This window comes from Ezakiella peruensis (assembly GCF_900215725.1).
Classification (GTDB): Bacteria; Bacillota; Clostridia; order Tissierellales; family Peptoniphilaceae; genus Ezakiella; species Ezakiella peruensis.
In genome coordinates this window covers 712,976-737,225 of record NZ_LT962469.1, presented here as the reverse complement: position 1 = coordinate 737,225, position 24,250 = coordinate 712,976, and the positions used below count along the sequence as shown (strand labels likewise).

Here is a 24,250-nt window from a genome sequence, read left to right as displayed (position 1 = left end):
ATATAATTGTAAAATAATCAATTATCTTTTATAATTTATAATCCTTGGATCTGCAAACACTCTATTTATTAAAGCAAATTTATTTGCAATATTAAATTCACCCATATTTACTTTATCCCTATTGATTGCCTGCAAATATCCATCAATAATAATTCTTCCAGATCCCTCTAATTCATCTATATATAGATTTCCTGATTTTATACATAAAAATCCATTAAACTTTAAGTGCTTTGAACTTACATCTCCGTTATTAAAAATATACAAGTGGTTAAACTCAAAACCATCATTTAAGTCAAAGAAAATATTTGTATTTGAATCAGGTCCTACTATATAAGTTGTAAAGGTTAAAGGTGTTTTAAGAACTTCCCTATCTTCATTTTTTACAATAATTTGCAAATTTTCAATCGTTATATAATTATCACCAGGTTCCAGTTCAATAATGGTCATAAATTGTTCATCATATAATGGCTCTAAATTCTCTAAGGCCTGGTTTATCAACCTATTTTTTTCATTTTGAAAAATATTATCTGATGTATTATCTATTACCTCATCTTTACAAGTCGACAGTATTTTATTGACTGTATCCACAGTAAAATTTTCATAGATTGAGTTGATTGATGTGCTTTCAGATTTATAAAACATATTGAAATTAACAAATGAATCCAGGGCTATCATGCTTTCAAAAGAAACTTTCTCATTAATAAAATTATTTGGGTAGTATCTATTCATATTTAGATTTGTTAAGGTATCCCAATGAATATTTTTAAAAGCATCTTCGACCATTCTGCCCTTGTATTTTTCAAAAAAATAAAGCATTGTACTGTATATATCTTGTTCGACTTGAAATCCTTTTACTTCCAGCTCAAGTATTTGATTTTTTCTATACACATCCTCTAATTTAATCATTACTATACTGCTGATTAACATTAAAAAACATATAAACCATATCAAGACTGAGCCATTATATTTTTTATTCATTGTAGACCCCAGACAAAACTTTTCTTCTACTTTCATTCCCAAACTTGTCTTTAATATATATTTCAAAAATACCATCATTATATGAAAGATCAAATGTATCTATATTTTTAATAATAATATTGTCAGAAAAAGCATTATATACTAGTTTCCCTCTGATGGGAGTATTGTAAGCCCTATACTTTAAATTACCATTATCATTTTCAAAATAATAATAATTAACTTTTTTCTTTTTAGCTATTTCTTTTTTTATATCCTTTTCTTTATCTTCAAAAGGATATGACTCAAAAACATATTGCTTGTCAATGCTATTAAATCTATCCTTAATTTCAACTATACTGTATGTATTTGCTATTTTAATTTGATTAGCAATAAAATACGAGGCATCAAAAAGATCAAAATAATTTTTGTTATTTTCTTCTGCTTTAGAATTAGTTAGGACATCTTTAAAAAATATTAAGCCAGTCATTAGCAGTGATATAAAGACAATAGAAATTATAACTTCTAGCAAGGTAAATGCTGCCTTATTTTTCTTTGATTGAAAAACATATTTCAAAATCCTTACCATCCTTATTGTAATCTAACTTATAAGTGCGAATATTATTAAAAGAATTTATTAAGCTAATATTATATAAATCTGTTGCCTCTATACTGCCATTTGCCTGGCATTGATAAATATAATTTTCAATGTTTAGAAGCTCAGCATTATTTGTATACAAGTCTTTTTGCTTTTTATTTATTGAATTTAGGCAAAAGGCTATAGATGAAAATGAAATTGAAACAACTAAAATAACAATCAATAGTTCCAATAAAGTAAATCCATTTTTCTTCTTTTTTTGTCTAATCATTTTTATCTTTTACCTCAACTCTAAATTTTGCAATAACAGGAGTGAAAATTATTTCATAATCCTTATATTCTCCACTTATAAAAAATCTGCCTGAATCACTTGGCGCCATAGACTTGTAAATTTTATATTTTAATAAATATTTTTCACCATCTGGGTGTTTAAATTTTATATTACCCTTTAGCTTGTACTCTTTCTTTAAGTCTCCACAAACAATTGTAAGAGTCTGCATATCTACTTCTGAAACATTTAACTCCACCGTTCTTTTAGAGCCTGCAGCCATCCTAGAAGCATCTGCCATTGCATTTTTTATCCTCTCAACTTCTCGCCGCTCCATATATGCTTCATAAGCATCTCTAGAAGAAAATATAATTGAAAAAGATATGCTTATAATAATCAATACTATTATAATTTCTAAGATTGTAAATGCAGATTTATTCTTTGATCTCATATATATTCCTAAATCTAACCAAGAAAACTTTTTTATCCTTAAATTCGTTTTCCTTCAGTTGGTTATCGTTAATTAACTCCTCTTTTATTACTCCACCAGAAATACTATCTATAAATTCATCAATACTATTCTCTCCTTCCTTAGAGACTGTTCGTATAACTCCATTTTTTAGTATTTCATTATATACGTCACTTTTTATTTCAAGATTTAAGTTTTCAAGTGCAAAAGATGTTGAACTTTTATCAGGAATATTAAATTTTATGCCATAAATTTCTATTGGAAAATTATATTTATCTTCAACATGGAAAATAAATTTACCATCCTTGTAATTCCCACTTATATTCTTAATCTCTCCATAATAATCTGTGACGCATAGTTCTAAATTACGGCTAATGTTATTAAATAAATCACATTTTAGCAATACATCTATTTCACCTGTAAAAAACTTCACTCTTTTATTTTTAAATGATACAAGCGCAGACCCATTTTCATCAGAATTGTTGTATATATTAACGATATATGATCGATAGTTTTTATTAGGCGTCACTTGATATTTGCCTTCAACTGATATGTTTTGATGCATTGGAGTACATAATAAATCAAGATCTTCTTCTCTAAAATCTATTAAAGCAAATTCCTCTTTTTTCTCAACTTTCTTAGTATCACTCCCTACACCCAGATTAGAATTTGATTCTAATTTAGAATCATTAGTTTCACCATCGTCTTCACCTTGAGTTTCTTCTGTATCAACCTCGGAAAGCTCAATAAGACGATTATCTATTGTCAAGTCTTTATGGCTAAATGATTTATCGAATATAAATAAATTCTTTAAATCTATGTGCACTTTATCATCTTTAATTAAAGTAAAATCTAGAAGCTTGTTTGGAAGGATTGATTTTAAATCATCTAATAAATCAATATCTCTCATTTCTAATCTAGTATTAGTTACCATTGGGTATGTGCTTGTGCTTCCATAGAAATTATCATAAGTATTTTCTAGTGATATATAATCAAGATTATTTAATCTAGAAAACTCTACTATCTCATTATAAAAATCATCATATTTTTTGTTGTCAAATTCTACTACTGGTAACTCTTCTTCTGAAGGTGTTTCATTTGAGCTTAACTGAAAGCTTGATTCTTTTATTTTTTTATCGATAATGCTAAGATCTTTTTTCAATGGTCTGATGCCTTTAAAAAACAGCAAAATAGATAACAAAATTAAAGCAATAATGGATGTAATTTTTAGTATTCTAATTTTATTAATACTATCATTAATATTCTGCATTTCCCACCTCAAAGCTTAGCTCATACTGAGCGGTATCACCCATATTTTTAATCTTAGTTACTTTATCAGAGTACTTCTTATCTAATCCTTCTGAACTGTTTATAGTTACAATTAATTCCCCGCCAACAACTCTCGCATTTATTATCTCATAGCCTAAATTTAATTCCTCTAAAATATCGATTATTTTTTCACCGTTAAGTAATTGATAGCTTGATAGAGTTTGCTCATAATCTTCAAACATTGAAAGCTTATCTTCTTGATTTTTAATATTATTATCCTTACTGATTAAATTATCAATCCTCTGATTTTCAATAATTTCATATTCCTCGTACAAATTTTCAAGGTTAGATTTCAAAGATTGCATATAATATATTTCAAAAATAAAAATTGCTAATAAAGATACAAATAAAATTGTTAGTAGAGGGCTTTTCACTTTCTTTTTGGAATTATTTAACAAATTCTGGTCACTGTTTAACCCAACTCTTGGAATATCAAAGTATTTAATAATTTCTAAATTTTTAAAAGCAAAAGTTGATAAGTATTCTTTTGTATTATCACTGATATTATAAGGAATTAATTTTAAATTATAGTCTGAGGGACTATCTAAGTCTTCCAAAAGTCCACCCAATACAGATGCAAGTAATTCAAAATCTAAATTTTCATAAATTTCATCTTCAGTTATATTTTCAGCATTTTCCTCTATATTTCTTTTAGCTCTATCATTATAGAAACTTCTATCATCATAAAAATACTTTTCTACATGACCATTATCAACAGCCATTAAAAAATAAAAATCTTTTTCAAGTATAAAATAAATGTTCTTTGCATCTTTTGATTCCGATTTAAGTAAGTCATAAAAACTATATAAATTATAATTAACGCCCAAATCTACTGAAGCCCTTTGAAAAGCCTCCATAGTTTTTAAATCAAAGTTAAAAACAGAATTAGTATTATCAGTATCTATAATAGATTTGTATTTTGTCCTATCTAAATAAAGCATGGCATTATTAATGTTCTCATTCTTTTTAAATGTTTCAATATAAGAGTTAGGATCCAAAATATAAACATTGCATGTTTTACACTCTAAAAATTTATTTATTTTATTAAGTGTCAAAGTAAGAACTTCATCATTTATTACACCATTTTCATCATATAAGTTATCATAAAAGAAATATCTTCTTTCTTCTCCATCGAAATACTGAGCAAAATAACTGGTAATAAAAATATCACCCATTATAATATACCTCCAAGATAAATAATAATACTAAGCTCTCCAAGTGCAAAAGCTGGAAACATTGGTATGTGTGAATCATTTTTATCTACATATAATATAATACCATAAATAAGAGAAATAATTAAGTAGATCCACCAAAAAATAATAAATGATTTTACATCTAATGAAATTAATTGTAGGCATAAAAAAATAATATCTGCCTCACCGACCATCCTTCTAAAATATTTAAAGGAAAAGTATATAGCAAATATTACTATAGCAAAAATCAATTTGTTTTCAAAATACAAAGAGTCTTTTATCATATATGCAGAAACAATTTGAAAAACATTTATAGCATACAAAAAAATTGAAGATACGGACTTTGTTTTAATATCTTCAATTGCTATAAAAATTAATATTAATAATATAAATACTCTTAAAAGCAAATATAACTTCATAAATAGAATCTTTTATAATTTCGGACTATTTCTTCTTAACAATAACTTTTTTATCCTGAACTGCAACAGAATATGAGTCTAATAGTTTTTTAGCTTTATCCGTAGAGTCACTATCATCAAGAGAGCTCTCTAAAAATGGAGCCAAATCCTCTTTACTTAGTTCAGTTTTATTATCCCAGCCATTTTCAATACAATACATTGTTGCCGCCTCTTTTAATGCAAGCATGTTCATGTTATCAGCGGTGCTTTGAGCTTTTTCCTTGTACTTGTTTATAGATGGAATAGCTACGGCAAGTAATATAGAAATAATTACTAGAACTATAACAAGTTCGATCAAAGTAAAAGCTTTTAATTTTTTTCTTTTCATATGAACCTCCAGCTTACCTGTACCTATCAATTACCCTTTGGTTTAACGCCTTCCAATAAGCATCAAAAAATATATCCTGAGCATATTTTGATATACAATCTTTAGTTTTCAAGTATATTTGATTTAAATTTTCTCTAGATAAATCAGTCTCTTCTGGCTCGATGCCACTTTCAACCATTACATACTGAGAATCGAAATGATTATTTAAATCAAATATAAAAGGCCTTAGTTGTTTTCTAGAGAATGTGTTCACAAGTTTCTTTAGAATCTCTTTGTTCTTTTTCTTTTTTAAGAGTTCTTTTTTTAAAAAAGCTTTAAGTTCTAAGACTTCCTTATCTTCATATTCGTACTCATAAAGGTAATTATAATTGGTCAATCTTTCTAAATCAAATTTATTTAAAGCCATTTCCTCTACTTCATTAATAGAAATAAAATCATAATAAGCTTTATTATATCCTATAATATTCAACCTTAAGTCAAGAGAGCTAATATCGTCGTAAAACATGGTAACTGTTTTTGTTATATTCATAATAGAAACGTCGTACCTTTTCAAGAGCCTCTTCATATCATTTGTAAATCTCTTATAACTGGTGTATTTAAAACCCTCAAATTTAAGCAATTCTCTATTTCTATCACAAATATAATAGTTTACGTCAAGGGAACTTCTTCTATCAGTTTTATCAGTATACAAATTGTTTTGTAAATTATTAGAATCCATTTGTTCCCTCCCTCTTAAATCATTATACAATATAAAAACAAAAAAATATCGGCTTTCAACCGATATTTTTGTTAAGATTATTTAACAACTGCTTTCACTGGCAAGAATATGCACCGAAAGCAATTTGTTGTATTATTTTAATATTTATATTACTATTGTTTAACATTTCTAACTAGCTTAACCAATTCTCCAATTATAAATGGAATAAAAGCAAACGATAATACAATCTCCCAATCCTTAAATCCTAGTTGGAAGGTATCAAATATATCATGAAGGAATGGAATATATAATACTGCTATTAACATTAAAAAACTTATTAAAATAGCATATACCATTTTCATATTTGATTTAATTCCAATTTTCCAAATTGGTCTATCAAAAGATCTACTTGAAAATGCTCTAAGCAATTCACTAGTTATCAAAGTTGCAAATACAATTGTCCTTGCATGAGTAATTGAGTCTGGATAAAGTTTTCTTGCATAATAAAATGCTAAGAGTGAAGCGACTGTAATTGCTAAAGATTGAAGTACAATTGCTACACCCATTTTTTTAGTAATAATTGGATCATCCTTTGATCTTGGTTTTTCATCCATAATTCCAGGTTCTCCTGGCTCCACACCTAAAGCTAATGCAGGAAGTGAATCAGTAACTAAGTTTAACCACAATAGGTGAATAGGTTTTAATGGCTCTTCCATGCCTAAAAGCATGGCGAAAAATACAATTAAAATTTCACCAATATTGCATGATAGTAAAAATGCAACAAACTTTTGTATATTGGCAAATATGATTCTACCTTCTTCAACTGCATTTACAATACTTGCGAAATTATCATCAGTAAGAACCATATCAGCTGTATTTTTTGCAACGTCCGTTCCAGTTATTCCCATAGATATACCAATATCCGCTCTCTTAATTGCAAGAGCATCGTTAACACCGTCGCCTGTCATGGCAACAATTTCTCCATTTTCCCTTAAAGCATTAACTATTTTAACTTTTTGCTCTGGACTTACGCGTGAATATACCTTAATTTTCTTAACTAATTCATTGTATTCTGAATCTGCAATTGTAGACAATTCAGAGCCAGAAATTGTTTCATTATGATTTTCACAGATTCCAAGTTCTTTAGCAATTTGGAAAGCAGTCTCTCTGTGGTCACCAGTTATCATAACTGTATGAATCCCAGCTCTTTTACATTCTTTTATAGCCTGCATTGCCTCTGTCCTTGGTGGATCAATCATACCTGTTAATCCAATAAAAATTAGATCTTCTTCATTTTTATCAGTGTTTTTAAAATCATCTTTATCAAAAATCTTGATTGCAAAACCGAGTACTCTAAGTGCATCAGAAGCAAAAGTTGAGTTGGCTTTAAGAATATCTGCTATTTGTTCATCAGTTATTTCTTTAAACTCTCCATCTATATAAATATATCTACAATTAGATAAAACTATATCTGGTGCACCTTTTGTATATTGAATAACCCTATTATCAACTTCATGGAAAGTAGACATCATCTTTCTATCTGAGTCAAAAGGAATTTCATCAATTCTAGGTTGTTCGGCTTCAACTTCATCTTCTAAAAATCCTGCTTTGCCAGCAAAAGTTATTAGAGCACCTTCAGTTGGGTCGCCCATAATTGTGTATACATTATTATTCTCTAATAAATTTGCGTCATTATTTAATATACATGCATATAAAAGAGCTTTTAAATTGTTTAGCTCATCATGAGTTAGCTCATTCCCCTTATTTAAAATTTGTCCTTCTGGTTCATAACCAGTGCCGGTGACATCATAATATTTGCCGTCTGAGTAAACTTTTTTTACCGTCATTTCATTTTGTGTAAGGGTTCCTGTTTTATCAGAGCAAATATAGGTTGTACTTCCTAGAGTTTCTACGGCTAGAAGTTTTTTAACTATTGCATTTTTCTTTACCATCCTGCCCATTCCAATTGCAAGTACAATTGTTACTATAGCAGGTAATCCTTCAGGTATAGCCGCAACAGCAAGTGAAACAGATACAAGCAGCATATCAATAACTTCACGTTTTTGAATTAAGCCTAGGGCAAACACAATTGCACAAATAATAATTGTTAATATTCCAAGTTTCTTGCCAAGCTTATCCAGCTTATTTTGAAGAGGTGTTAAATCATCTTCTATCTCTTCAATCATAGTTGCAATCTTTCCGATTTCAGTGTCATGACTTGTACCTACTACAACACCCTTACCTCTTCCGTAAGTTACAATTGTAGACATATAAGCCATATTTACCCTATCACCAAGTGTTGCATTGTTATCTAAAATAGCTTCTGAGTTTTTTTCAACTGCAACGCTCTCTCCGGTTAGACTTGATTCATCCACTTTCAAGTTACTTGAAGTAAATAATCTTAAGTCCGCTGGAATAATATCACCAGCTTCTAAGATAACAATATCACCTGGAACTAATTCTCTAGCAGGAACCACTGTTTTTTTACCATCCCTTATTACCTTAGCCTCAGGTGCACTCATTTGTTTTAAACTTTCTAGAGATTTTTCTGCTTGACCTTCTTGATAAATTGAAAGAAAAGCATTTAATATTACAATTGCTAAAATAACAATTGCATCCACTCTTTCTCCAGCAGCAATAGAAATAATAGCCGCAACAATAAGTATAATGATCATAAAATCTTTAAACTGATCAATAAATTTTTGGAGAAAAGTCTTTCTTTTTTTGTCTTGAAATTCATTTAAGCCATATTTTTCTAATCTTTCCTTGGCTTCTACAGTGCTTAAGCCATCAGATGCCATAGAATCAAACTCTTTTAGAACATCAATAGACCTTTGATTGTGATACATATTACCCTCCTTATCTACATATTGATACCATTTATAGATATATTTAAATCAATAAAAGCCACAAAAAATTAATTTTGTGGCTTTTTATTTATAAAGTATCCGTATAAATCATTTTTACTCCCTCATTTAGGAGTTTATTTGCATCTTCTAGATAGTTTACTGTATGAACAAACACCTTTATATTGTTGTCGATCAATTTCTTTCCAATACCCGTTTTATATTTTTCTTCATTCATTGTTATAGCAAAAATCTTTTTACTTTTTGCAAAATCAATCACAGTTTGGTCTGATACATCTCTTCTATATAAAGTATATATGATATTTTTAAAACCTTTATTGTATACATAATCATATTCATTAGCTTTATATATTTGAATAATAATCCTATCTAAATCTTTAAAACCGGAATTAATTATCTCTTGAATGAGCTCTTTATTATCTCCCTTGCAATCAGTAATTATATAGGCATCCTTATGAGTGTTTAGCCAATTAGTTACATCCTTCACATCCATTTGCTTATAACCGTGAACCTCTTTGAAATTCATAAAATCGCTATATGAAAAAGGTAGATAATTATTTTTTTCCCCTTTAATAGGATCAACATCAAAAAATTTCTTTAAAAAACCATCCCAAGAGTGAATGCAAACATACTTTCCATCTTTAGTTTTTTCAAAATCAACTTCAAAAAATCTTTTCCCCTTATTGTAATTGTAATCCAAGGACTCCTTCATATTTGAATATCCAAGTCCAGCAATCTCTCCTCCTGCATGCATAATTGACTTATCTGAAGGCAAACTCATTTGATGTTTTTTTCTGTAATTAGATAAAAGCTCTTCCATTATATCTAAATCACACAAACCATTTGAAAAATCAATTTGACTAATAGCATTTTGAGACTTCGCCAAGTATTCTTTTGGATCAATGGCCTTATTCTCAGCAAGATCAAAGGCTTGATATTTAAAGTTTGGTTTATTTACAACAAATAGTATATTATCACTCAAAAATGAGCCCTTTGATAGTTTATTCTGAAAATAAATATCTCTTTTCCCTAGATTTGGATTAAATAAAACCTGCCCCATCATTGGGTATGTGTTTTTATTTGATCCAATAAGGTGTAATATACTCGGCATTATATCTATCTCAGAGCATCTATGATTAAAGACTTTTGATTTAACACTCGAATTAGTCCTTACAATAAGTGGTACATTTAAGCTCTCAATTGTATTATTTATTTTTCCTTCAGAACCCTTGGAGTTATATATAGGTCTACCATTAGCTCCATATATTATTAAAGTAACATCTTTATTTTTCTCTTCAATTAAATTAAGAAGTTCTCCAATCTTTTTATCCATATAATTTAAATACAAGATATCTGATGCTAAATCGTTCTTAACTTGTAATTTAAATTCATCGTTAGCTTCATAATAAGAAGATGAATCTGTCAAAGCATATATAAAGTTTTTATTTTCTTCAACAGAGCTCATTATCCTATCAAAAAGCTTCTCATTATATGAACCAAAATAATATATATCTTTAAAACCTTGTGATTTTGCAATTTCTATCTTTTTAGGAGAATACAATTTATTTGCAAACAAATACTTTGTATTATAGCCATCCTCAGCTAAAATTTTTGGAAGCTCTCTTGTTTTCTTGCTTAAATTTCTTTCAAGACTATCTGTGTTTGGATGTGGATAAAGTGAATTTAAAACAGAAAATTCACTTTCATTACTTGCAGGTAATGAGCTTTCGTAAAAATTATCAAAAGAAAAAATTCCATTTTCTTCCTTTAATAATTTATTAATATTAGGCAAGATTTCAACATCATTGTATTTCTTGTTAATATAAGCGTTAGTAAGCCTATCAACCTGTAGTAGTATTATAGAATTATCTTTTGAAATACCCTTATATTCACTTTCTACATCTAATCTCTTTAAATATTTGTCATAACCTGTATAATCAACCTCTTCAGCATAAGCAGTACTGAAGCCTAAGATTAATACAAATAACAATATAAGTTCTCTAAGCCTATTTATTTTCATTGTTTTCCTCTGCATTATCATTATCAAAATAGTAACCAATTCCCCATTTTGTTTTAATATACTGAGGATTTTTGCTATCTTCTTCGATTTTTTCTCTCAGTCTTCTAATATGAACATCAATGCTTCGCAAATCACCAAAGTATTGATATCCCCACACTTCTGTCATTAGATCTTCTCTAGAATAGACAGTACCAGCTTTTGAAGAAAGGACATACAATAAGTCAAACTCTTTTCCTGTTAAACTTACAACCTCGTCTCCTCTTACAAGCGTCCTACCAACTGTTCTTAGACGATAATTGCCAAATGTAATATCTTTATCATTATTTATATCAGCACTCTTAACTCTTCTTAAGATGGCTTTAATCCTCACTTTTAATTCCAAAATATTAAATGGCTTTACTAAATAATCATCAGCACCATATTCAAAAGCTAAGATTTTGTTTATCTCATCTTTATTTTTAGTTGTTACTAAAATTGGAATGTCCGTTAATGATCTTATTTTTTGCACCATTACTAAATCAGAAGAACCATCAGTTTCAGGCTCCAAAAGAATCATATCAAAAGTATTAATTGAAAGCCTATGCTTAGCCTCTTTAAAGGAAGCAGATAAATCAACAGTGTAATTATCCTGAGTCAATGAATATTGAAGATTTGTACTAGATATAATATCATTATCAACTATTAAAATCCTCAAATCTATACCCCCTTCTTTAGAAGAATTCTTTCATCTCCAACTCTTTTTGTAACCTTCTTTGAATCAAAATATTCCAATAAAGCTACAGCTGTCTTCCTATTTGTATCAAGTGCATCACGCAGCATCTTTACATCGATCTTTTCATTGCTATTGAATAATTTTACTAGATCATCCTGAGCTTTTAAAAGATCAGAATATAATAAAACTTCTCCATCTAATTCTACTAATATTTTGTCGAAAATAATGGCGGCAATTAAATCCATTCCAACTCCCAGTTCATCTTTTTTATAAGTCCTATATTCTTTAGACATCAGTTCTTTTATAGAATCAATTTGCTTATTTTGAGCTTCGGTATATTCACGAACAAACTTAGTTAATTTTATAACATTGCCCACTCTTTCAATCTCAGAATCATTAATGATCAGCTGAATAAGGGTATCTTGATTTTTTGCTTCAATACCCTTAAAAAATCTCGCTCTAATCTCTTCAATAGAAACTCCCACCGTTAGAGGATTGCTATCATGGAATTTTTCAAGATATTCTATAATATCACTTGTCTTTTGAACAATGTAATCTTTGGCGACTATTATATTATTAACAAAAACAACCAAACCATCATCTTCCAGTTCTTCTACAAGCTTGATTGATTCATCAGAACTAACATTTAGAGATTTTGTAAACATATCAAATTCTATTTCATTTCCATGCTCTTTTATTATAGCAAGAGCAGTTTTAGATAAATCTTCACCTGCTTTATCTTCAAGTAATTTAATGCCTTCTTCTCTAAATCTACGTTTTCTCTTAGGCTTTACTTCAAGAATTTCTCCGCCGCCTATAGTAATTACTGGACTAAAAAATCTTATAATAAATTTATCTTCTCTTCTTGCAACAATTTCTTCTTCTAGTTGTAATTGACAATAGCATTCTTCTCCAGGTTTTAATTCATCGCGATCCAAAAGATTGACCCTGGCAAATGTTTCCTTACTTGCTACATGAAACCTAACTCTAGATTTATTTTTTACAGTAAATAAGGAATCTTTTAATACCTTCAGCTTAACATCAATCAACCTGCTTACAAGTAAGTGATCTTTAACAGATATTACAGACCCTCTGCTAATATCGTCTTTTTTGACATTATTTAAATTTATAGCAACTCTTTGAGAGCTATAACTTTTATCTGTATCCTCACCATGAACTTGAATTGAACGAATCTTGCTTTCAATGTTTTCCGGATAAATATAAATATCCTGATTTACTTCAAAAGTACCTTCAATTTGTGTCCCCGTAATGACTGTGCCAATACCTTTTAAGACAAATACCCTGTCTATTGAAATAATGCCTGGAGAGTCAGATGTAATATCTTCTATGAGCTCAGATTTTTTCGAAATCATTTCTTTAAGCTCGTCAATACCTTCATTAGTCTTTGAACTGACTACAACCATTGGTGAATCTTTTAAAAATGATTCCGAAAGTTGGTCTTTAACATCATCAACAACTAATTCTAGCCAATCTTTATCGACCATATCAGACTTTGTTATTACAACGATTCCCTCTTTTACTCCCAATAAATCTAAAATATTAATGTGCTCAATTGTTTGAGGCATGATGCCTTCATCTGCAGCTATTACGAGTAAAACCATATCCATGCCATGAACACCAGATAGCATATTAGTTACAAACTTTTCGTGGCCAGGAACATCAATAATGCCAACTCTTATTCCAGTATTTGGATCATCATAATAGGTAAAACCTAAATCAATAGTTATACCTCTCCTGGTCTCTTCCTCCAGCCTGTCTGTATTCCTGCCTGTTAGGGCACGAATTAAACTCGTCTTACCATGGTCAATGTGACCAGCGGTCCCAATTATAAAATGTTTCATAACCTATCCCTCATATCCTCAAAGGCATTACAAATTATTTCAATATCATCATCCAATAATGTTCTAGGGTCTATAATATATTTGCCATCATTAACACGTCCAACAATTCCAATCTTATAATTTCTCATAAATTCATCAATCTTATGTTCGGACATATTAGATATTGAAATTTGGACTACATATGTTGGCAGTTTCTCAGTTGGAAGACTTCCTCCGCCAACTTCACTATAATCCTCGCAAATATTAGCTTGCAGCCCTTCAAGTTTTAAAGCCTCAAGCCTATCCTTAATTTCTGCGGACCTTTTTTCTAATTTATCAATCGGTAAAGTAAGCATGTTTAGTGTTGGAATATTCTCATTAGCTTTATCTTTATCGATATATTCTTTCAGAACCTCTTCTAAAAGTTTTAAAGTCATTTTATCAACTCTTAGAGCTCTGGTCATAGGATTCTTTTTTAAAGCATCGATATATTTTTTCTTCCCGACAATTATTCCGGCTTGTGGTCCACCAAGAAGTTTGTCACCACTAAATGTTATGATATCAATTTCAGCATTTATTGAATCCATTACAGTCGGTTCATGCATCAATCCGTACTTTTCTAAATCTACGAAAACGCCACTGCCTAAATCTTCTATTAATGGCAAATTATATTTATCGGCTAACTCTTTTAGTTCGGTAGAAGATACGCCTTCAGTAAAACCGACTACCTTGTAGTTAGAAGTATGAACTTTTAAGATAACTCTTGTATCTTCGTTTATCGCTCTTTCGTAATCATATAAATGAGTTTTATTAGTTGTTCCAATTTCTTTAAGTTTACATCCACTAAATTCCATTACATCAGGAATTCTAAATGATCCACCAATTTCAATTAGCTCACCACGACTTATTATCGCCTCTCCACCTTTAGCAAATTCAGACAAGACTAAAAATACAGCAGCAGCGTTGTTATTAACAACCAAAGCAGCTTCTGTACCAGTAATATTTGTAATAAGCTCTTCGATATTGGTATACCTTAAGCCTCGTTTACCAGTATGAATATCGTACTCAAGATTAGAATAGTGAGTTAATATATCAACTAAAGATTTCGCCATTCTCTCGCTTATAACGGACCTACCTAGATTGGTGTGAATTACTGTTCCTGTTGCGTTTACAAGCCTTCTAAGTCTTGGAGCTAAATAGTTGTTGCAATCATTTACAATATCTACTTCTAAATTTCTAATTTCAGATTTTATCTCATCCTCACTTTTATTATCCTTGATCATATTCCTTATTCCATCAAGTCTATCATTTATTATAGATTTAACAAAATCAACTGAATATTGATCAACTAATTTTTTTACTTGATTATTTTCAAGAATCTCATCCATTTTTGGAATCAACCTATACATTAAACTCTCCTTTTATTTTAAATAAATCCTCTTTTCTGATTTAGGTATTACTTCACCAATTACAGAACCCTTGTATGGTGAATCATCTAAAACCTTCAAAATCTCTTTTACATTTTTTTCTTCCGTTGCAATTAAAAGACCACCACTTGTCTCAGGATCAAAAACCAAATCATCAGTTGTATCTGTGTATAAAGATTCATAGCGATTTGAGAAATACTTCTTATTATCGTAAGCTCCCTTAGGAACAAGTCCCATGCTTGCAAAGGTTCTGGCAGAAGTCATAACATTTAAATCATCAGCATAAAGGTTGCAGGATAAATCTGCTCCCTCCATCATTTCTATTAAGTGACCACCAATACCAAAACCTGTTATATCAGTAAGAGCATTTGCTCCTCCGCCTTTTCTTATAGCATTTAATCCAAATTCATTTAAGGTGCTCATGGACTTTACGGCTTCTTCAATATCGGATTGGCTAGCAATTCCGCCCTTAATGGCCGTATTGATAATACCCGCACCAATTGGTTTGGTCATAATTAGTATATCGCCAACTTTTGCACCGCTATTAGTAATTAAGTCTTCTTTTTTACAAAAACCATTAACACTAAGTCCATATTTTGGCTCATCATCTTGAACCGTATGTCCACCAACAACCAAGCACTTAGCTTCCATAATCTTGTCATAACCACCACGTAAAATTTCTGCTAAAATTTCTGGGTCTAAACAAGATGGAAAACAAACTATATTCATAGCCATCTTAGGATATCCACCCATCGCATAGATGTCACTTAAGGAGTTTGCTGCAGCAATTTGACCAAACAAATATGGGTCATCAACTATTGGCGTAAAAAAATCAAGCGTCGTAATCAAATATTCCCCATTTTGTAGATCATACACAGCAGCATCATCAGATGTTTCAATTCCTACAACAAGTCTATTGTCATCAATCATATTTTTATTTATACCGCTCAAAACCTGAGCGAGAATGTCTGGTCCGACCTTGGCGGCTCATCCGCTGGTCTTAGCATATGAAGTTAATTTAACATCAAATTTACTCATAAATATCTCCTCCTATTGAAATCATACCTTTAAAAGAATCCAGTTTTTTCTTTCCTATACCAGGGACCTTTAAAAGGTCATTAAAATCCTTAAATTCATTCTCTTCCCTATATTTAATAATTGAATCAGCAGTTTTTTCTCCAACCGAAGGAAGTTTCATAAGCTCTTCTTTGGACCCAATATTTAAGTCCACAATAACTTCATTTTCTGAAGAGTTAGATGAAACGCTTCCTATATTTACTTTTTCATCCTTGTTTGGAATATAAACTTTACTTCCATCTCTTAATTTTTCAGCTAAATTAACCGCTTCTTGATTGGCATCAACAGTAAAGCCTCCAGCTTCCTCGACTAGATCTATAACCCTTGAACCAGGATCCATTTCATAAACGCCACTTCTTAAAACTTCTCCAGTAATATGGACAAATATTTTAGAATTGTCATTATCTGATAGAGAATCTACAGATTTATTATCATTTACATTAAGTTTTAAATCATATTCACTTAGATCTTCTTGATTAGAACAAGAAATAAAAAGAAAACATATTAATAAAATAAATAACCTCTTCATCCGCTATCCTCCTAGCTTTATAATAGCATAATTATGAATAAATTGCAATAAATTTTCGATTTATATTACCTTATATAATTCATAAAAATGATATATTAATCTTTTAAAAAAAATTATAAAAATCAAATTATTAAACAAATTTTTATTTAAAAAATTTTATTGTTAAAATGCATAAAATATTTATTGACTTACAATAAATATCGGACTATAATTATATAAAACAAGGAGGTTATTATGGAAATAAAAAAACTATCTAAACTTTTAAAAGTTATATTAACAGGCTTGTTCATATTAAGCCTTATCCTATATATTTTTGTTATACCATTAATTGGTAGAACATTTGTAGAGGCAAACCCTGAATTATCTAACTGGTACCTACCCTGGCTTATATTTATATGCCTTACCAGTATACCTGTATTTATGGCACTATTTTATTCAGCAAAAATATCAAAAAATATTTCCAATGACATGGCTTTTACCGAAGAAAACTCAAAGTATTTAAAGTATATTTCAAAACTAGCCCTCACAGATTCAATTATCTTCTTTATTGGAAATATTGTTATGCTTTTGTTCAATATGAATCATCCATCTGTCCTTATACTATCTTTTTGGATATCTTTTCTAGGCTTAAGCCTATATGTAATATTTTCACTTTTGTCTTATTTTGTAAGTAAAGCTGCTATATTAAAAGATGAAAATGATCTGACTATTTAAGGAGGGCTTATGGAGGGAGAAATTATTTTCAATATAGATGTTATGTTGGCAAAAAGAAAAATGTCTGTAACTGAATTATCAAATAAAATTGGGATTACTATGTCAAATGTATCAATACTAAAAAATGGAAAGGCTAAGGCAATCAAGGTTTCAACTCTTGCTAAACTATGTGAAGCTCTTGATTGCCAACCAGGTGATTTATTAGTATACAAAGAAAAATAACGAATAAATTTAATGGCTAGAAAAAATCTAGCCATTTTATATTTCTTTTAATATCCAGTACATACAATATATAATAGCCTTATTTTAAAAAATGCTTTGTGAAGTTATATTTTAAATCTGCAAACAAAAAAGGAAGTGCTTGAAACACTTCCATATCTTTCTGGTGGAGATGATGGGAGTCTTAGTCAATATGACTACAACCATTGGTCCTATCAGTTTTTTAAATCTCTGACTGCTACCAGTCAGCTTCTAAATAAAAGATGCAAGCTATTTGCCTGCATCTTTTTTAATTGCTTCTAGAATGATAAGTCTGCAAAAATCAGACACGGTCCTTGAATCTTTTTCTGCCGCTTCTTCTACTAACTTTTTTTCTTCAGGATATAGCCTGATATTGATTTGGCTTTTTCTTGTTGTCATTTTGTACCTCCTTGACTTCGTCCTTTTTATCCTCTATAATATGTATAGAGGAAGAGGGGAGAACGAGAACCCCTCAGCTCTGTTTTTTGCTTGAGCTACTATTTATTTAGTAGCTCTTTTATTTTTTCTATCATTTCTTCTTTATCATCTGTGTTTCTGATAATTTCTTCGATTGATTTTTCTAGGATATCTAGAACTTTTGCGAATTGCTCATTTGTCATTTCTTCGTTCATCGTTTTCTCCTTTCTCTCGTCCGACTTGTCATCTCTGACTGTATATATATTATATCCTGTTTGTGTTTATTTGTCAACACTTAGTATACATAAATCTATAATAATTAAAAATAATCAAACCTTATAATCCTTGCAATTAAGCCATTTATCAAAGCATATATAAATATTTTATAATTGTAACTTTTTTGTAACTATTAAAAACAAAAAAAGACGGAGGATTTTACTCCTCCGTACAAGTTATTTTAATAGTGCGTCTTTCAAAGCATTCATCTCATGGACTGCACTTTCAATTAATATAGTCATGGTATCATCATCAAGCCATGGTGCTTTTTCTTTGATTACTTTTTTTACTTGGTCAAGTCTTTCTTGGCCTTTTTTTGTGCCAACAATAACTTGCTCAGCCCATTTCACAGCCTGTCTTATCCAGATCATAGCAGTCTCAATATTTGTGATTGTCTTCTCTCTTTCAGCTAACTTATACTTAGCAGTCAAATATGGTATTAAGACCGCTGCTGCTATTGCTCCTAATAGTCTAATTGTTGTTGTTAATATTTCTGTCATTTTACACCTTCCTTACTCCTATTACACTTGCTAATTTTCTTCCACTTCCTTGATAGACTCCATCATAATAAAATTCTGTGGATCCACCGCCATCTAAGGCCACTGCACCATCAAGACCAAGAGCTTCAATATGTCTTTTAAAGTCAATCATGTCACACATGCTCTTTGAAGTTATAAGATAAATATCTCTGTCCTTGTATCCAATAGCCGTATGGTAGGTCCGCCTTAATATATCCTTTGGAATTTTTTCCCCATCTGGATCATACTTAGGTATTAGACTTAAGCCACCAACAGCAAATCGTGGACTTGGACTTATTTCACTAATGTTATTTACGACTTGGATGCTAACTTTACCCTCGTGATCAATGCACAAGGTCCCCCTTTTTATATTTTTATCAGGATGATTCTTATAAGCATTTGGACCAAGGGCTGCTCCATTGTTAACTGCAATGGACCAAATGGATTCACTCAGGTGAGGGCTTACTGTATTGAAGAAAGTCCCATTTATACCATAAGCACCAAGCTTTCTAAGTGTTGTACCGCCAATGAAGGCCTGGTATATATTTTTACTGTCAGTTTTTAAAACATTCAAGTATTGGTTTTTTATAATCTCGCACATTTTTTGCTCACCCTTTTCAACTTCCTTTTCTTTCTCCTCTTTCTTTTCTTCATGCAGCACTTGACCGCATGTTGGACAGACATTTGGCTTTTCTTCCTTGACCTCAATTGGCTCTGCCACAGAGTCTTTATCCAAGTCTATTTTTAATTCCATTGTCTTTTGGATTTCTGCCTTAAAATATTTCCATACCGCCCAGCCATTATCAGACATGGATCTAGGACAATTTTTGCCACTTGCATCATAATGCCTGACTACTCTTTCAATTGGCACATTGAATTTGGCCATTAAGTTCTTTGTCAGCTCTACTAAGTTATAAAAAGCTTGATCATAGTCACCGTCGGAATTAACGCACAGCTCCACATTTAGTGAGTTGTCATTTGTGATATCTCGCCTAGTTTGAGCTGTCCTTGCCCAAGTGTCACCCACCGACCAAGCAATCCTGCTGTCGCCAATGGTTTGAATAATCTGGCAATCGTCTACATAATAGTGGGCTGATCCATACCGTTGAGCATTTTGTAGATATTTAAAATGGTTCATAGCATTTGCCCCACGGCCACTATTTGCAGTATCGTGTATTACAATGAACTTAATATCTGATGTCTTTCTCCTCTTGGTCGAGTATTGTCTGGCATTTGTTATAGGCTTATATTTAAATTCAAGCATTGTCCACACCACTATCTATTCAACAAAAATTGTTGAATAATATAAACAATAAGTCCTATAATCGCTGTACCAACTCCTCTTGTAAGCCACTTCATTGTCCCCATCAAGTCATCCATTTTGGCGATTAGATTATTTATACGCTCATCAATCATATACTTATAATTTTCAAGCTTATCGAGTCTCTCGGAATGATTGTCAAGCCTTTTGTCCTGTATTTGCAATCTTTCATTCACTCTATCTCTGTAAATTTCACATTGTTTATCATCCATTTTGCACCTCTTTTATAGAAAAAAGAGAGCTAAAAGCCCTCTTTCTCTATCTCTTCTAATCTCTTTTTAACAGCTTCTCTGTACTTGTCTGGCACTTCTTCAATGGTCTTTAAACCCTCGTGTACCAAGTATGCATACACCTTAACTCTTACTTCACTCATTATTTATCTCCTTTCTCCATAATCTCAGCAATGGCCATCATAGCTGTATCAACCGCTTTTTTTAGCTTCTCCACCTCTTCTAATGTGTCTGTGCTCATTTCAAGTGCGCTGTCTGTCAGTGCCTTTAAATTTTCTCCAGTAGGCACAAAGGCTCTTTTGCCTGTAACTTCCGCTTCTTTTAATACTTTAATCATATCTACTCCTTATCTAAAATTAATTCCGACGGCGTCGATGTAGCTATCGCCTGCGCCCTCGCCTCTTATAACTTCGACCTTAACACCTGCTGCCCAAGATCCAGCAGTCTTTGAGGAGTTCTTGAGATTGTAAATTTTTTCAAGATGGTCAGTGACTTCTTCCCAATTCGGCTTGCTGTCGTTTGCATTATTGCATACGTAAGCCTTAAAGGTTGATTTCTCATCAACCTTGCGAGATGCCGAGACGATAACTTGGGTAACCTTGGCAGAGGTGTCTTTCCTGAAGATGTAGCCACAGCCGTTGATCTCTTTCTTAAAAGTGACCACCCTTGCAGATACACCGCCCTTATCATCGGTCGCTTCAATCTTAATTGAAATATCGCCTGCAGGGATCTGTGCAAAGTCAAGTTTTTTGAATTTGAATGTCTGCTCGGTGTCTAGCTTTACACTCTTGATATTTTCAAGAACTTTGTCGCCATATAAAATCCTTACGCCTGTCGGGTCACCCTCGGCGTCTTTGATTGTGTACTTAAATTCGAATGGCTGGTTTTGTGTGCCGAGGTTTACGCTTGGCAAGTCGATTGTTGGTGCCGCATTAATACGCGTGAAATAGTATCTGCGGTAGCTTGTAGCCTTGCTGTCTGTTGCAGAGATTTCAATCTCATTTCTGGCATTGAGTGCAAGCGCGTTAAATCTGCTTGCGTCGATTTGGATTTCGTAGTTGGTATTTTGCGCCGCATTTTTGATGGTCTTAATGGTCGAGCCATTGAGCTTGGCTATAAGGTCTATTTGGTCGCCTAGGTCTTTGTCTGATACTGACACATCGATTTTAAATGGTGCTTTCTGTCCGCCTAGGTCTGTATCTTTGCCGCTAATAATCGGTGCGCTATTATTGGTGACGATAACCTCATTTGATGTCCTGTATCCTGATTCTGCTCCATAAGAGTCGTAGGCCTTGACCCTGTATTGGACTTTGTTTGTGCCTGCTGCAACTGTGTCGCTAAATGACCTTGAAGCGCCCTTGTAGATTTGCACATAGGCCCCGCCGTCTGTTTTCTTTTGCAGGATATATCCTGTCAGATTGCTATCGCTTGAAGTTCCCCACTGTATAAGTATGGTGTCGCCGCCCTTAATGGTTGATGGAACTGCTATTGAAGCAGGTACGCTTGGCGCTGTATTGGTTTGTGCGCCAGTTTGGCAGGATTTCTCGCAGCCTGTTTGGCAAGCCTGGCAGCTTCCGCATTGATAAGACTTTTCGCAGGTGGTTTGACAACCCAAGCACGAGCCGCATTGGTAGGATTGACATGTTCCACATTGACTTCCTGGTTCCTCACACACATTCTGACATGCATGTTCACAACTTGATTGACAGTAGCTGTCACAAATTGATTCAGTCCCTTTTTGACATGATTGACAACCATTAGATTGACAACCTGTGTAACATGCCCCCACCGCCTCTGGCACATTTTCATCGCCTATATCGAGGCCGCTATTTCCTATCGCCTCTTTAATTCTATTTTCATTTAAGCTCATTTAAATCGCTCCTTTCGTCTTTGCACTCGTTGAATTTCATATCTCCACCCCAGGTCAATTTTTCCGCCGTGCAGGTTTCGATTATTTCGAGTGCCATTTCCATACATTTCCGCCCCCACCAGCAGTAGACGAAGTCCACCGTGTGCAAATCATTTGTCTTAAAAAAGTTGTTAATCGTACACCCGCCGTCACAGATCCTTTTCTTTGGGCAGTCCTCGCAATATTCTGCCTTGCTGCATACGACATTGACTGGGTTGAAGCTCTCGGCAATTGCATAGCGCTTTTCGTCATCCACGCCGTAATAAATATTGCCGACCATAAACCTGTCGCCCACATCGGGATTCTCGACCATTTCTTGGCAAGAGTAAAGATTTCCTGTCACACCTACGCTTGCAAAACTTCCTGCACCAAGACCGCAAGTGCCACCTGCTAGGAGTCTTTTGTTTTCCCGATAATCATTGTCTTTAAGCCTTGCAATCCTTATCATGTCAGCTTTGGCTCGATCGAAGTGGTTGAAGGACATAGGCTGTCTGCCTGCCCTTAATTCTTCGATGTAGTAGTCTTTAATCTTGACTAGTCCCTGCTCTAGCTCGGCCAATTCTTGGTCGCTCCATTCGTTAAAAATGTTCGGGATAAAAAAGCTATTTGTATAGCCTTTGTCAACTGCAAATCGGTAATTCTCATACAAATATTTGTGGGTTGGCTGATTGACTGTGGCACGGAAGGTCATATTTGGGTGGTATTCCAAGACCATATTTATAATCGCCTCTAGGTCATCAAAAGAGCCTTTGCCGTCGTGGTATGGTCGATTTATATCCTGGGTCTTTTTGTCGCCGTCTATGCTGAATAGCATGCCCACATTATTGGCATTAAAAAACTCCATCACCTCTCGGGTCAGGAGTGTTCCGTTTGTTGTGAGTGATAATTCGTAGGCGTCGCCGTAGGTTTCCCTTATCCATTCTGTGAGTGGCTTGATGATTTGCTCGTACATAATCATTGGTTCGCCACCAAAGAAGTTTATCGATGGCCTTTTGCCTGCCTTCATTGCGTTTTTTGCAAAAAACTTTGCCGCGTCCTCCGCCACCTTATAGGTGATTGACTTGGGTTGCTGGCAAACAAAGCAATATGGGCAGGCCAAATTGCAGGCCTGGGTCAGGTTCATAAAACCGCCAGTAATTAGTGGAAGTGGCTTTCTTGTCTTTATCTCCGCCATTATCCCACCAACCTTGCTTTGCTCTTATCCCAGTAACCCCAAAACTCCTCGGTCTCTTTTAAGTCGCTAAATGATATAAGCACGCTGTTTTCGTCAAGTCCACCCATGCCATTGTTGACCCCGCCCATCATTAATTTTAATTTCAAGGCCAAGATATCGTCTGCATTCTTCTTAACAGTCTCATCAGTTCGTCCGACTCCAGCAAGGTCAAATAGCTCTTGTCTGGTCGCCCATACAAGACTGTCATTGATGATGAAGTTGACGTTCGTTGCATTGCCGATTGTAACCCTGATTTCCAGCAGGATTTGTAATTCTTTGTCCGTCTTTGCGCTGAATAAATCGCTCGCGTCTCCGCAGGAGCAGATCGCATAGAGGATCTCGCCGCGCTTTGGGTCTTGGGCATATAGTCCGATCTCCTTAATAAAATAGCGGCTCTCGACATTCTTATTGTCTAAAACCGCTCCAATTGAGACTGTGCCGTCTCCGTTGTCTTTGACGCTTGTAACTGGGAAATAATCCTTGGGATTGATTAAGCTCGTCATATTCTCCATATACTCCGCAGATATTGGCTCGCCCTCACCAAGACCAACCTTGGTGAAGCTCAAGACCTCGCCTGATTGCACGCTTGCAAGCAGGTGTCTGCCTGCGTTCGTTAAATAAAATTGATTTACACTCATTTCTTCT

28 protein-coding genes are annotated in these 24,250 nt (G+C 32.7%); 2 read left to right on the top strand and 26 right to left on the bottom strand.

Going from position 1 to position 24,250, the window contains the following annotated elements:
• Positions 1-21: 21 nt before the first annotated feature.
• From CUU59_RS03585 to CUU59_RS03510, 16 genes are all read right to left on the bottom strand, one after another.
• On the bottom strand, positions 22-906 hold the full coding sequence (locus CUU59_RS03585) for a hypothetical protein (protein WP_146036067.1): 885 nt from the start codon (positions 904-906) through the stop codon (positions 22-24).
• 64 nt (positions 907-970) lie between these two features.
• Positions 971-1,531 (bottom strand): type II secretion system protein, encoded by a 561-nt coding sequence (locus CUU59_RS03580; RefSeq protein ID WP_169922846.1) that lies wholly within the window; start codon positions 1,529-1,531, stop codon positions 971-973.
• Positions 1,500-1,823 carry a prepilin-type N-terminal cleavage/methylation domain-containing protein gene (locus tag CUU59_RS03575; protein WP_099950633.1) on the bottom strand — a complete coding sequence of 108 codons (324 nt, stop codon included), beginning with the start codon at positions 1,821-1,823 and terminating at the stop codon, positions 1,500-1,502. The genes CUU59_RS03580 and CUU59_RS03575 overlap by 32 nt, the downstream gene beginning before the upstream one ends.
• Positions 1,816-2,271, bottom strand: coding sequence for a prepilin-type N-terminal cleavage/methylation domain-containing protein (locus CUU59_RS03570; RefSeq protein ID WP_099950632.1), 456 nt, complete (start codon positions 2,269-2,271; stop codon positions 1,816-1,818). Before CUU59_RS03570 ends, CUU59_RS03575 begins: the two co-directional genes overlap by 8 nt.
• Positions 2,255-3,559, bottom strand: a complete 1,305-nt coding sequence (locus tag CUU59_RS03565) for a hypothetical protein (protein ID WP_099950631.1) — start codon at positions 3,557-3,559, stop codon at positions 2,255-2,257. Before CUU59_RS03565 ends, CUU59_RS03570 begins: the two co-directional genes overlap by 17 nt.
• Positions 3,546-4,793: a hypothetical protein gene (locus CUU59_RS03560; RefSeq protein WP_099950630.1), complete on the bottom strand. Its 1,248-nt coding sequence runs from the start codon at positions 4,791-4,793 to the stop codon at positions 3,546-3,548. Before CUU59_RS03560 ends, CUU59_RS03565 begins: the two co-directional genes overlap by 14 nt.
• A complete protein-coding gene (locus CUU59_RS03555) occupies positions 4,793-5,218 on the bottom strand; it encodes a hypothetical protein (RefSeq protein WP_169922845.1) in 426 nt (141 codons plus the stop codon). Before CUU59_RS03555 ends, CUU59_RS03560 begins: the two co-directional genes overlap by 1 nt.
• A gap of 37 nt (positions 5,219-5,255) precedes the next feature.
• Complete coding sequence (locus tag CUU59_RS03550; protein ID WP_099950628.1) at positions 5,256-5,597, bottom strand: type II secretion system protein; 342 nt, start codon at positions 5,595-5,597, stop codon at positions 5,256-5,258.
• Positions 5,598-5,610: 13 nt separating this feature from the next.
• Positions 5,611-6,315: a hypothetical protein gene (locus CUU59_RS03545; protein ID WP_099950627.1), complete on the bottom strand. Its 705-nt coding sequence runs from the start codon at positions 6,313-6,315 to the stop codon at positions 5,611-5,613.
• Between the two features lie 152 nt (positions 6,316-6,467).
• Positions 6,468-9,143 carry a cation-translocating P-type ATPase gene (locus CUU59_RS03540; protein WP_099950626.1) on the bottom strand — a complete coding sequence of 892 codons (2,676 nt, stop codon included), beginning with the start codon at positions 9,141-9,143 and terminating at the stop codon, positions 6,468-6,470.
• An 88-nt stretch (positions 9,144-9,231) separates the two neighbouring features.
• Positions 9,232-11,202, bottom strand: a complete 1,971-nt coding sequence (locus CUU59_RS03535; RefSeq protein ID WP_099950625.1) for a sulfatase-like hydrolase/transferase — start codon at positions 11,200-11,202, stop codon at positions 9,232-9,234.
• Complete coding sequence (locus tag CUU59_RS03530) at positions 11,168-11,875, bottom strand: response regulator transcription factor (protein WP_245870543.1); 708 nt, start codon at positions 11,873-11,875, stop codon at positions 11,168-11,170. The genes CUU59_RS03535 and CUU59_RS03530 overlap by 35 nt, the downstream gene beginning before the upstream one ends.
• Positions 11,876-11,877: 2 nt before the next feature.
• Complete coding sequence (selB, locus tag CUU59_RS03525; protein WP_099950623.1) at positions 11,878-13,755, bottom strand: selenocysteine-specific translation elongation factor; 1,878 nt, start codon at positions 13,753-13,755, stop codon at positions 11,878-11,880.
• Positions 13,752-15,143 (bottom strand): L-seryl-tRNA(Sec) selenium transferase, encoded by a 1,392-nt coding sequence (gene selA / locus CUU59_RS03520; protein ID WP_099950622.1) that lies wholly within the window; start codon positions 15,141-15,143, stop codon positions 13,752-13,754. The genes selB and selA overlap by 4 nt, the downstream gene beginning before the upstream one ends.
• 12 nt (positions 15,144-15,155) lie before the next feature.
• Positions 15,156-16,199: a selenide, water dikinase SelD gene (gene selD, locus CUU59_RS03515; RefSeq protein ID WP_099950621.1), complete on the bottom strand. Its 1,044-nt coding sequence runs from the start codon at positions 16,197-16,199 to the stop codon at positions 15,156-15,158.
• Positions 16,192-16,767 (bottom strand): ComEA family DNA-binding protein, encoded by a 576-nt coding sequence (locus CUU59_RS03510; RefSeq protein WP_099950620.1) that lies wholly within the window; start codon positions 16,765-16,767, stop codon positions 16,192-16,194. Before CUU59_RS03510 ends, selD begins: the two co-directional genes overlap by 8 nt.
• 234 nt (positions 16,768-17,001) lie before the next feature.
• On the opposite strand from CUU59_RS03510, the gene CUU59_RS03505 reads away from it, so the two are divergent.
• Both CUU59_RS03505 and CUU59_RS03500 read left to right on the top strand, forming a co-directional pair.
• Entirely contained in the window at positions 17,002-17,481 is a 480-nt protein-coding gene (locus CUU59_RS03505) for a DUF2975 domain-containing protein (protein ID WP_099950619.1), read from the top strand.
• A gap of 9 nt (positions 17,482-17,490) precedes the next feature.
• Positions 17,491-17,703, top strand: a complete 213-nt coding sequence (locus tag CUU59_RS03500) for a helix-turn-helix domain-containing protein (RefSeq protein ID WP_099950618.1) — start codon at positions 17,491-17,493, stop codon at positions 17,701-17,703.
• 267 nt (positions 17,704-17,970) lie between these two features.
• Here the strand turns inward: CUU59_RS03500 and CUU59_RS08070 are convergent, their stop codons facing one another.
• The 10 genes from CUU59_RS08070 to CUU59_RS03460 form a co-directional block, all read right to left on the bottom strand.
• Positions 17,971-18,120 (bottom strand): DUF6290 family protein, encoded by a 150-nt coding sequence (locus tag CUU59_RS08070; protein ID WP_146036065.1) that lies wholly within the window; start codon positions 18,118-18,120, stop codon positions 17,971-17,973.
• 98 nt (positions 18,121-18,218) lie between these two features.
• Positions 18,219-18,353 (bottom strand): hypothetical protein, encoded by a 135-nt coding sequence (locus CUU59_RS08310; RefSeq protein WP_281254426.1) that lies wholly within the window; start codon positions 18,351-18,353, stop codon positions 18,219-18,221.
• Between the two features lie 237 nt (positions 18,354-18,590).
• Entirely contained in the window at positions 18,591-18,914 is a 324-nt protein-coding gene (locus CUU59_RS03495) for a phage holin, LLH family (protein ID WP_099950617.1), read from the bottom strand.
• A 1-nt stretch (position 18,915) separates the two neighbouring features.
• A complete protein-coding gene (locus tag CUU59_RS03490) occupies positions 18,916-20,196 on the bottom strand; it encodes an N-acetylmuramoyl-L-alanine amidase (protein ID WP_099950616.1) in 1,281 nt (426 codons plus the stop codon).
• Positions 20,197-20,207: 11 nt separating this feature from the next.
• Positions 20,208-20,465 (bottom strand): hemolysin XhlA family protein, encoded by a 258-nt coding sequence (locus CUU59_RS03485; protein WP_099950615.1) that lies wholly within the window; start codon positions 20,463-20,465, stop codon positions 20,208-20,210.
• A gap of 29 nt (positions 20,466-20,494) precedes the next feature.
• Positions 20,495-20,626: a CD1375 family protein gene (locus CUU59_RS08305; protein ID WP_281254425.1), complete on the bottom strand. Its 132-nt coding sequence runs from the start codon at positions 20,624-20,626 to the stop codon at positions 20,495-20,497.
• Positions 20,626-20,820, bottom strand: a complete 195-nt coding sequence (locus tag CUU59_RS03480; protein WP_099950614.1) for a hypothetical protein — start codon at positions 20,818-20,820, stop codon at positions 20,626-20,628. Before CUU59_RS03480 ends, CUU59_RS08305 begins: the two co-directional genes overlap by 1 nt.
• A 9-nt stretch (positions 20,821-20,829) precedes the next feature.
• A complete protein-coding gene (locus CUU59_RS03475; protein ID WP_146036064.1) occupies positions 20,830-22,353 on the bottom strand; it encodes a fibronectin type III domain-containing protein in 1,524 nt (507 codons plus the stop codon).
• On the bottom strand, positions 22,340-23,566 hold the full coding sequence (locus tag CUU59_RS03465) for a radical SAM/SPASM domain-containing protein (protein WP_099950611.1): 1,227 nt from the start codon (positions 23,564-23,566) through the stop codon (positions 22,340-22,342). The genes CUU59_RS03475 and CUU59_RS03465 overlap by 14 nt, the downstream gene beginning before the upstream one ends.
• Positions 23,566-24,243 carry a phage tail-collar fiber domain-containing protein gene (locus tag CUU59_RS03460; protein ID WP_099950610.1) on the bottom strand — a complete coding sequence of 226 codons (678 nt, stop codon included), beginning with the start codon at positions 24,241-24,243 and terminating at the stop codon, positions 23,566-23,568. Before CUU59_RS03460 ends, CUU59_RS03465 begins: the two co-directional genes overlap by 1 nt.
• Between the last annotated feature and the right edge of the window lie 7 nt (positions 24,244-24,250).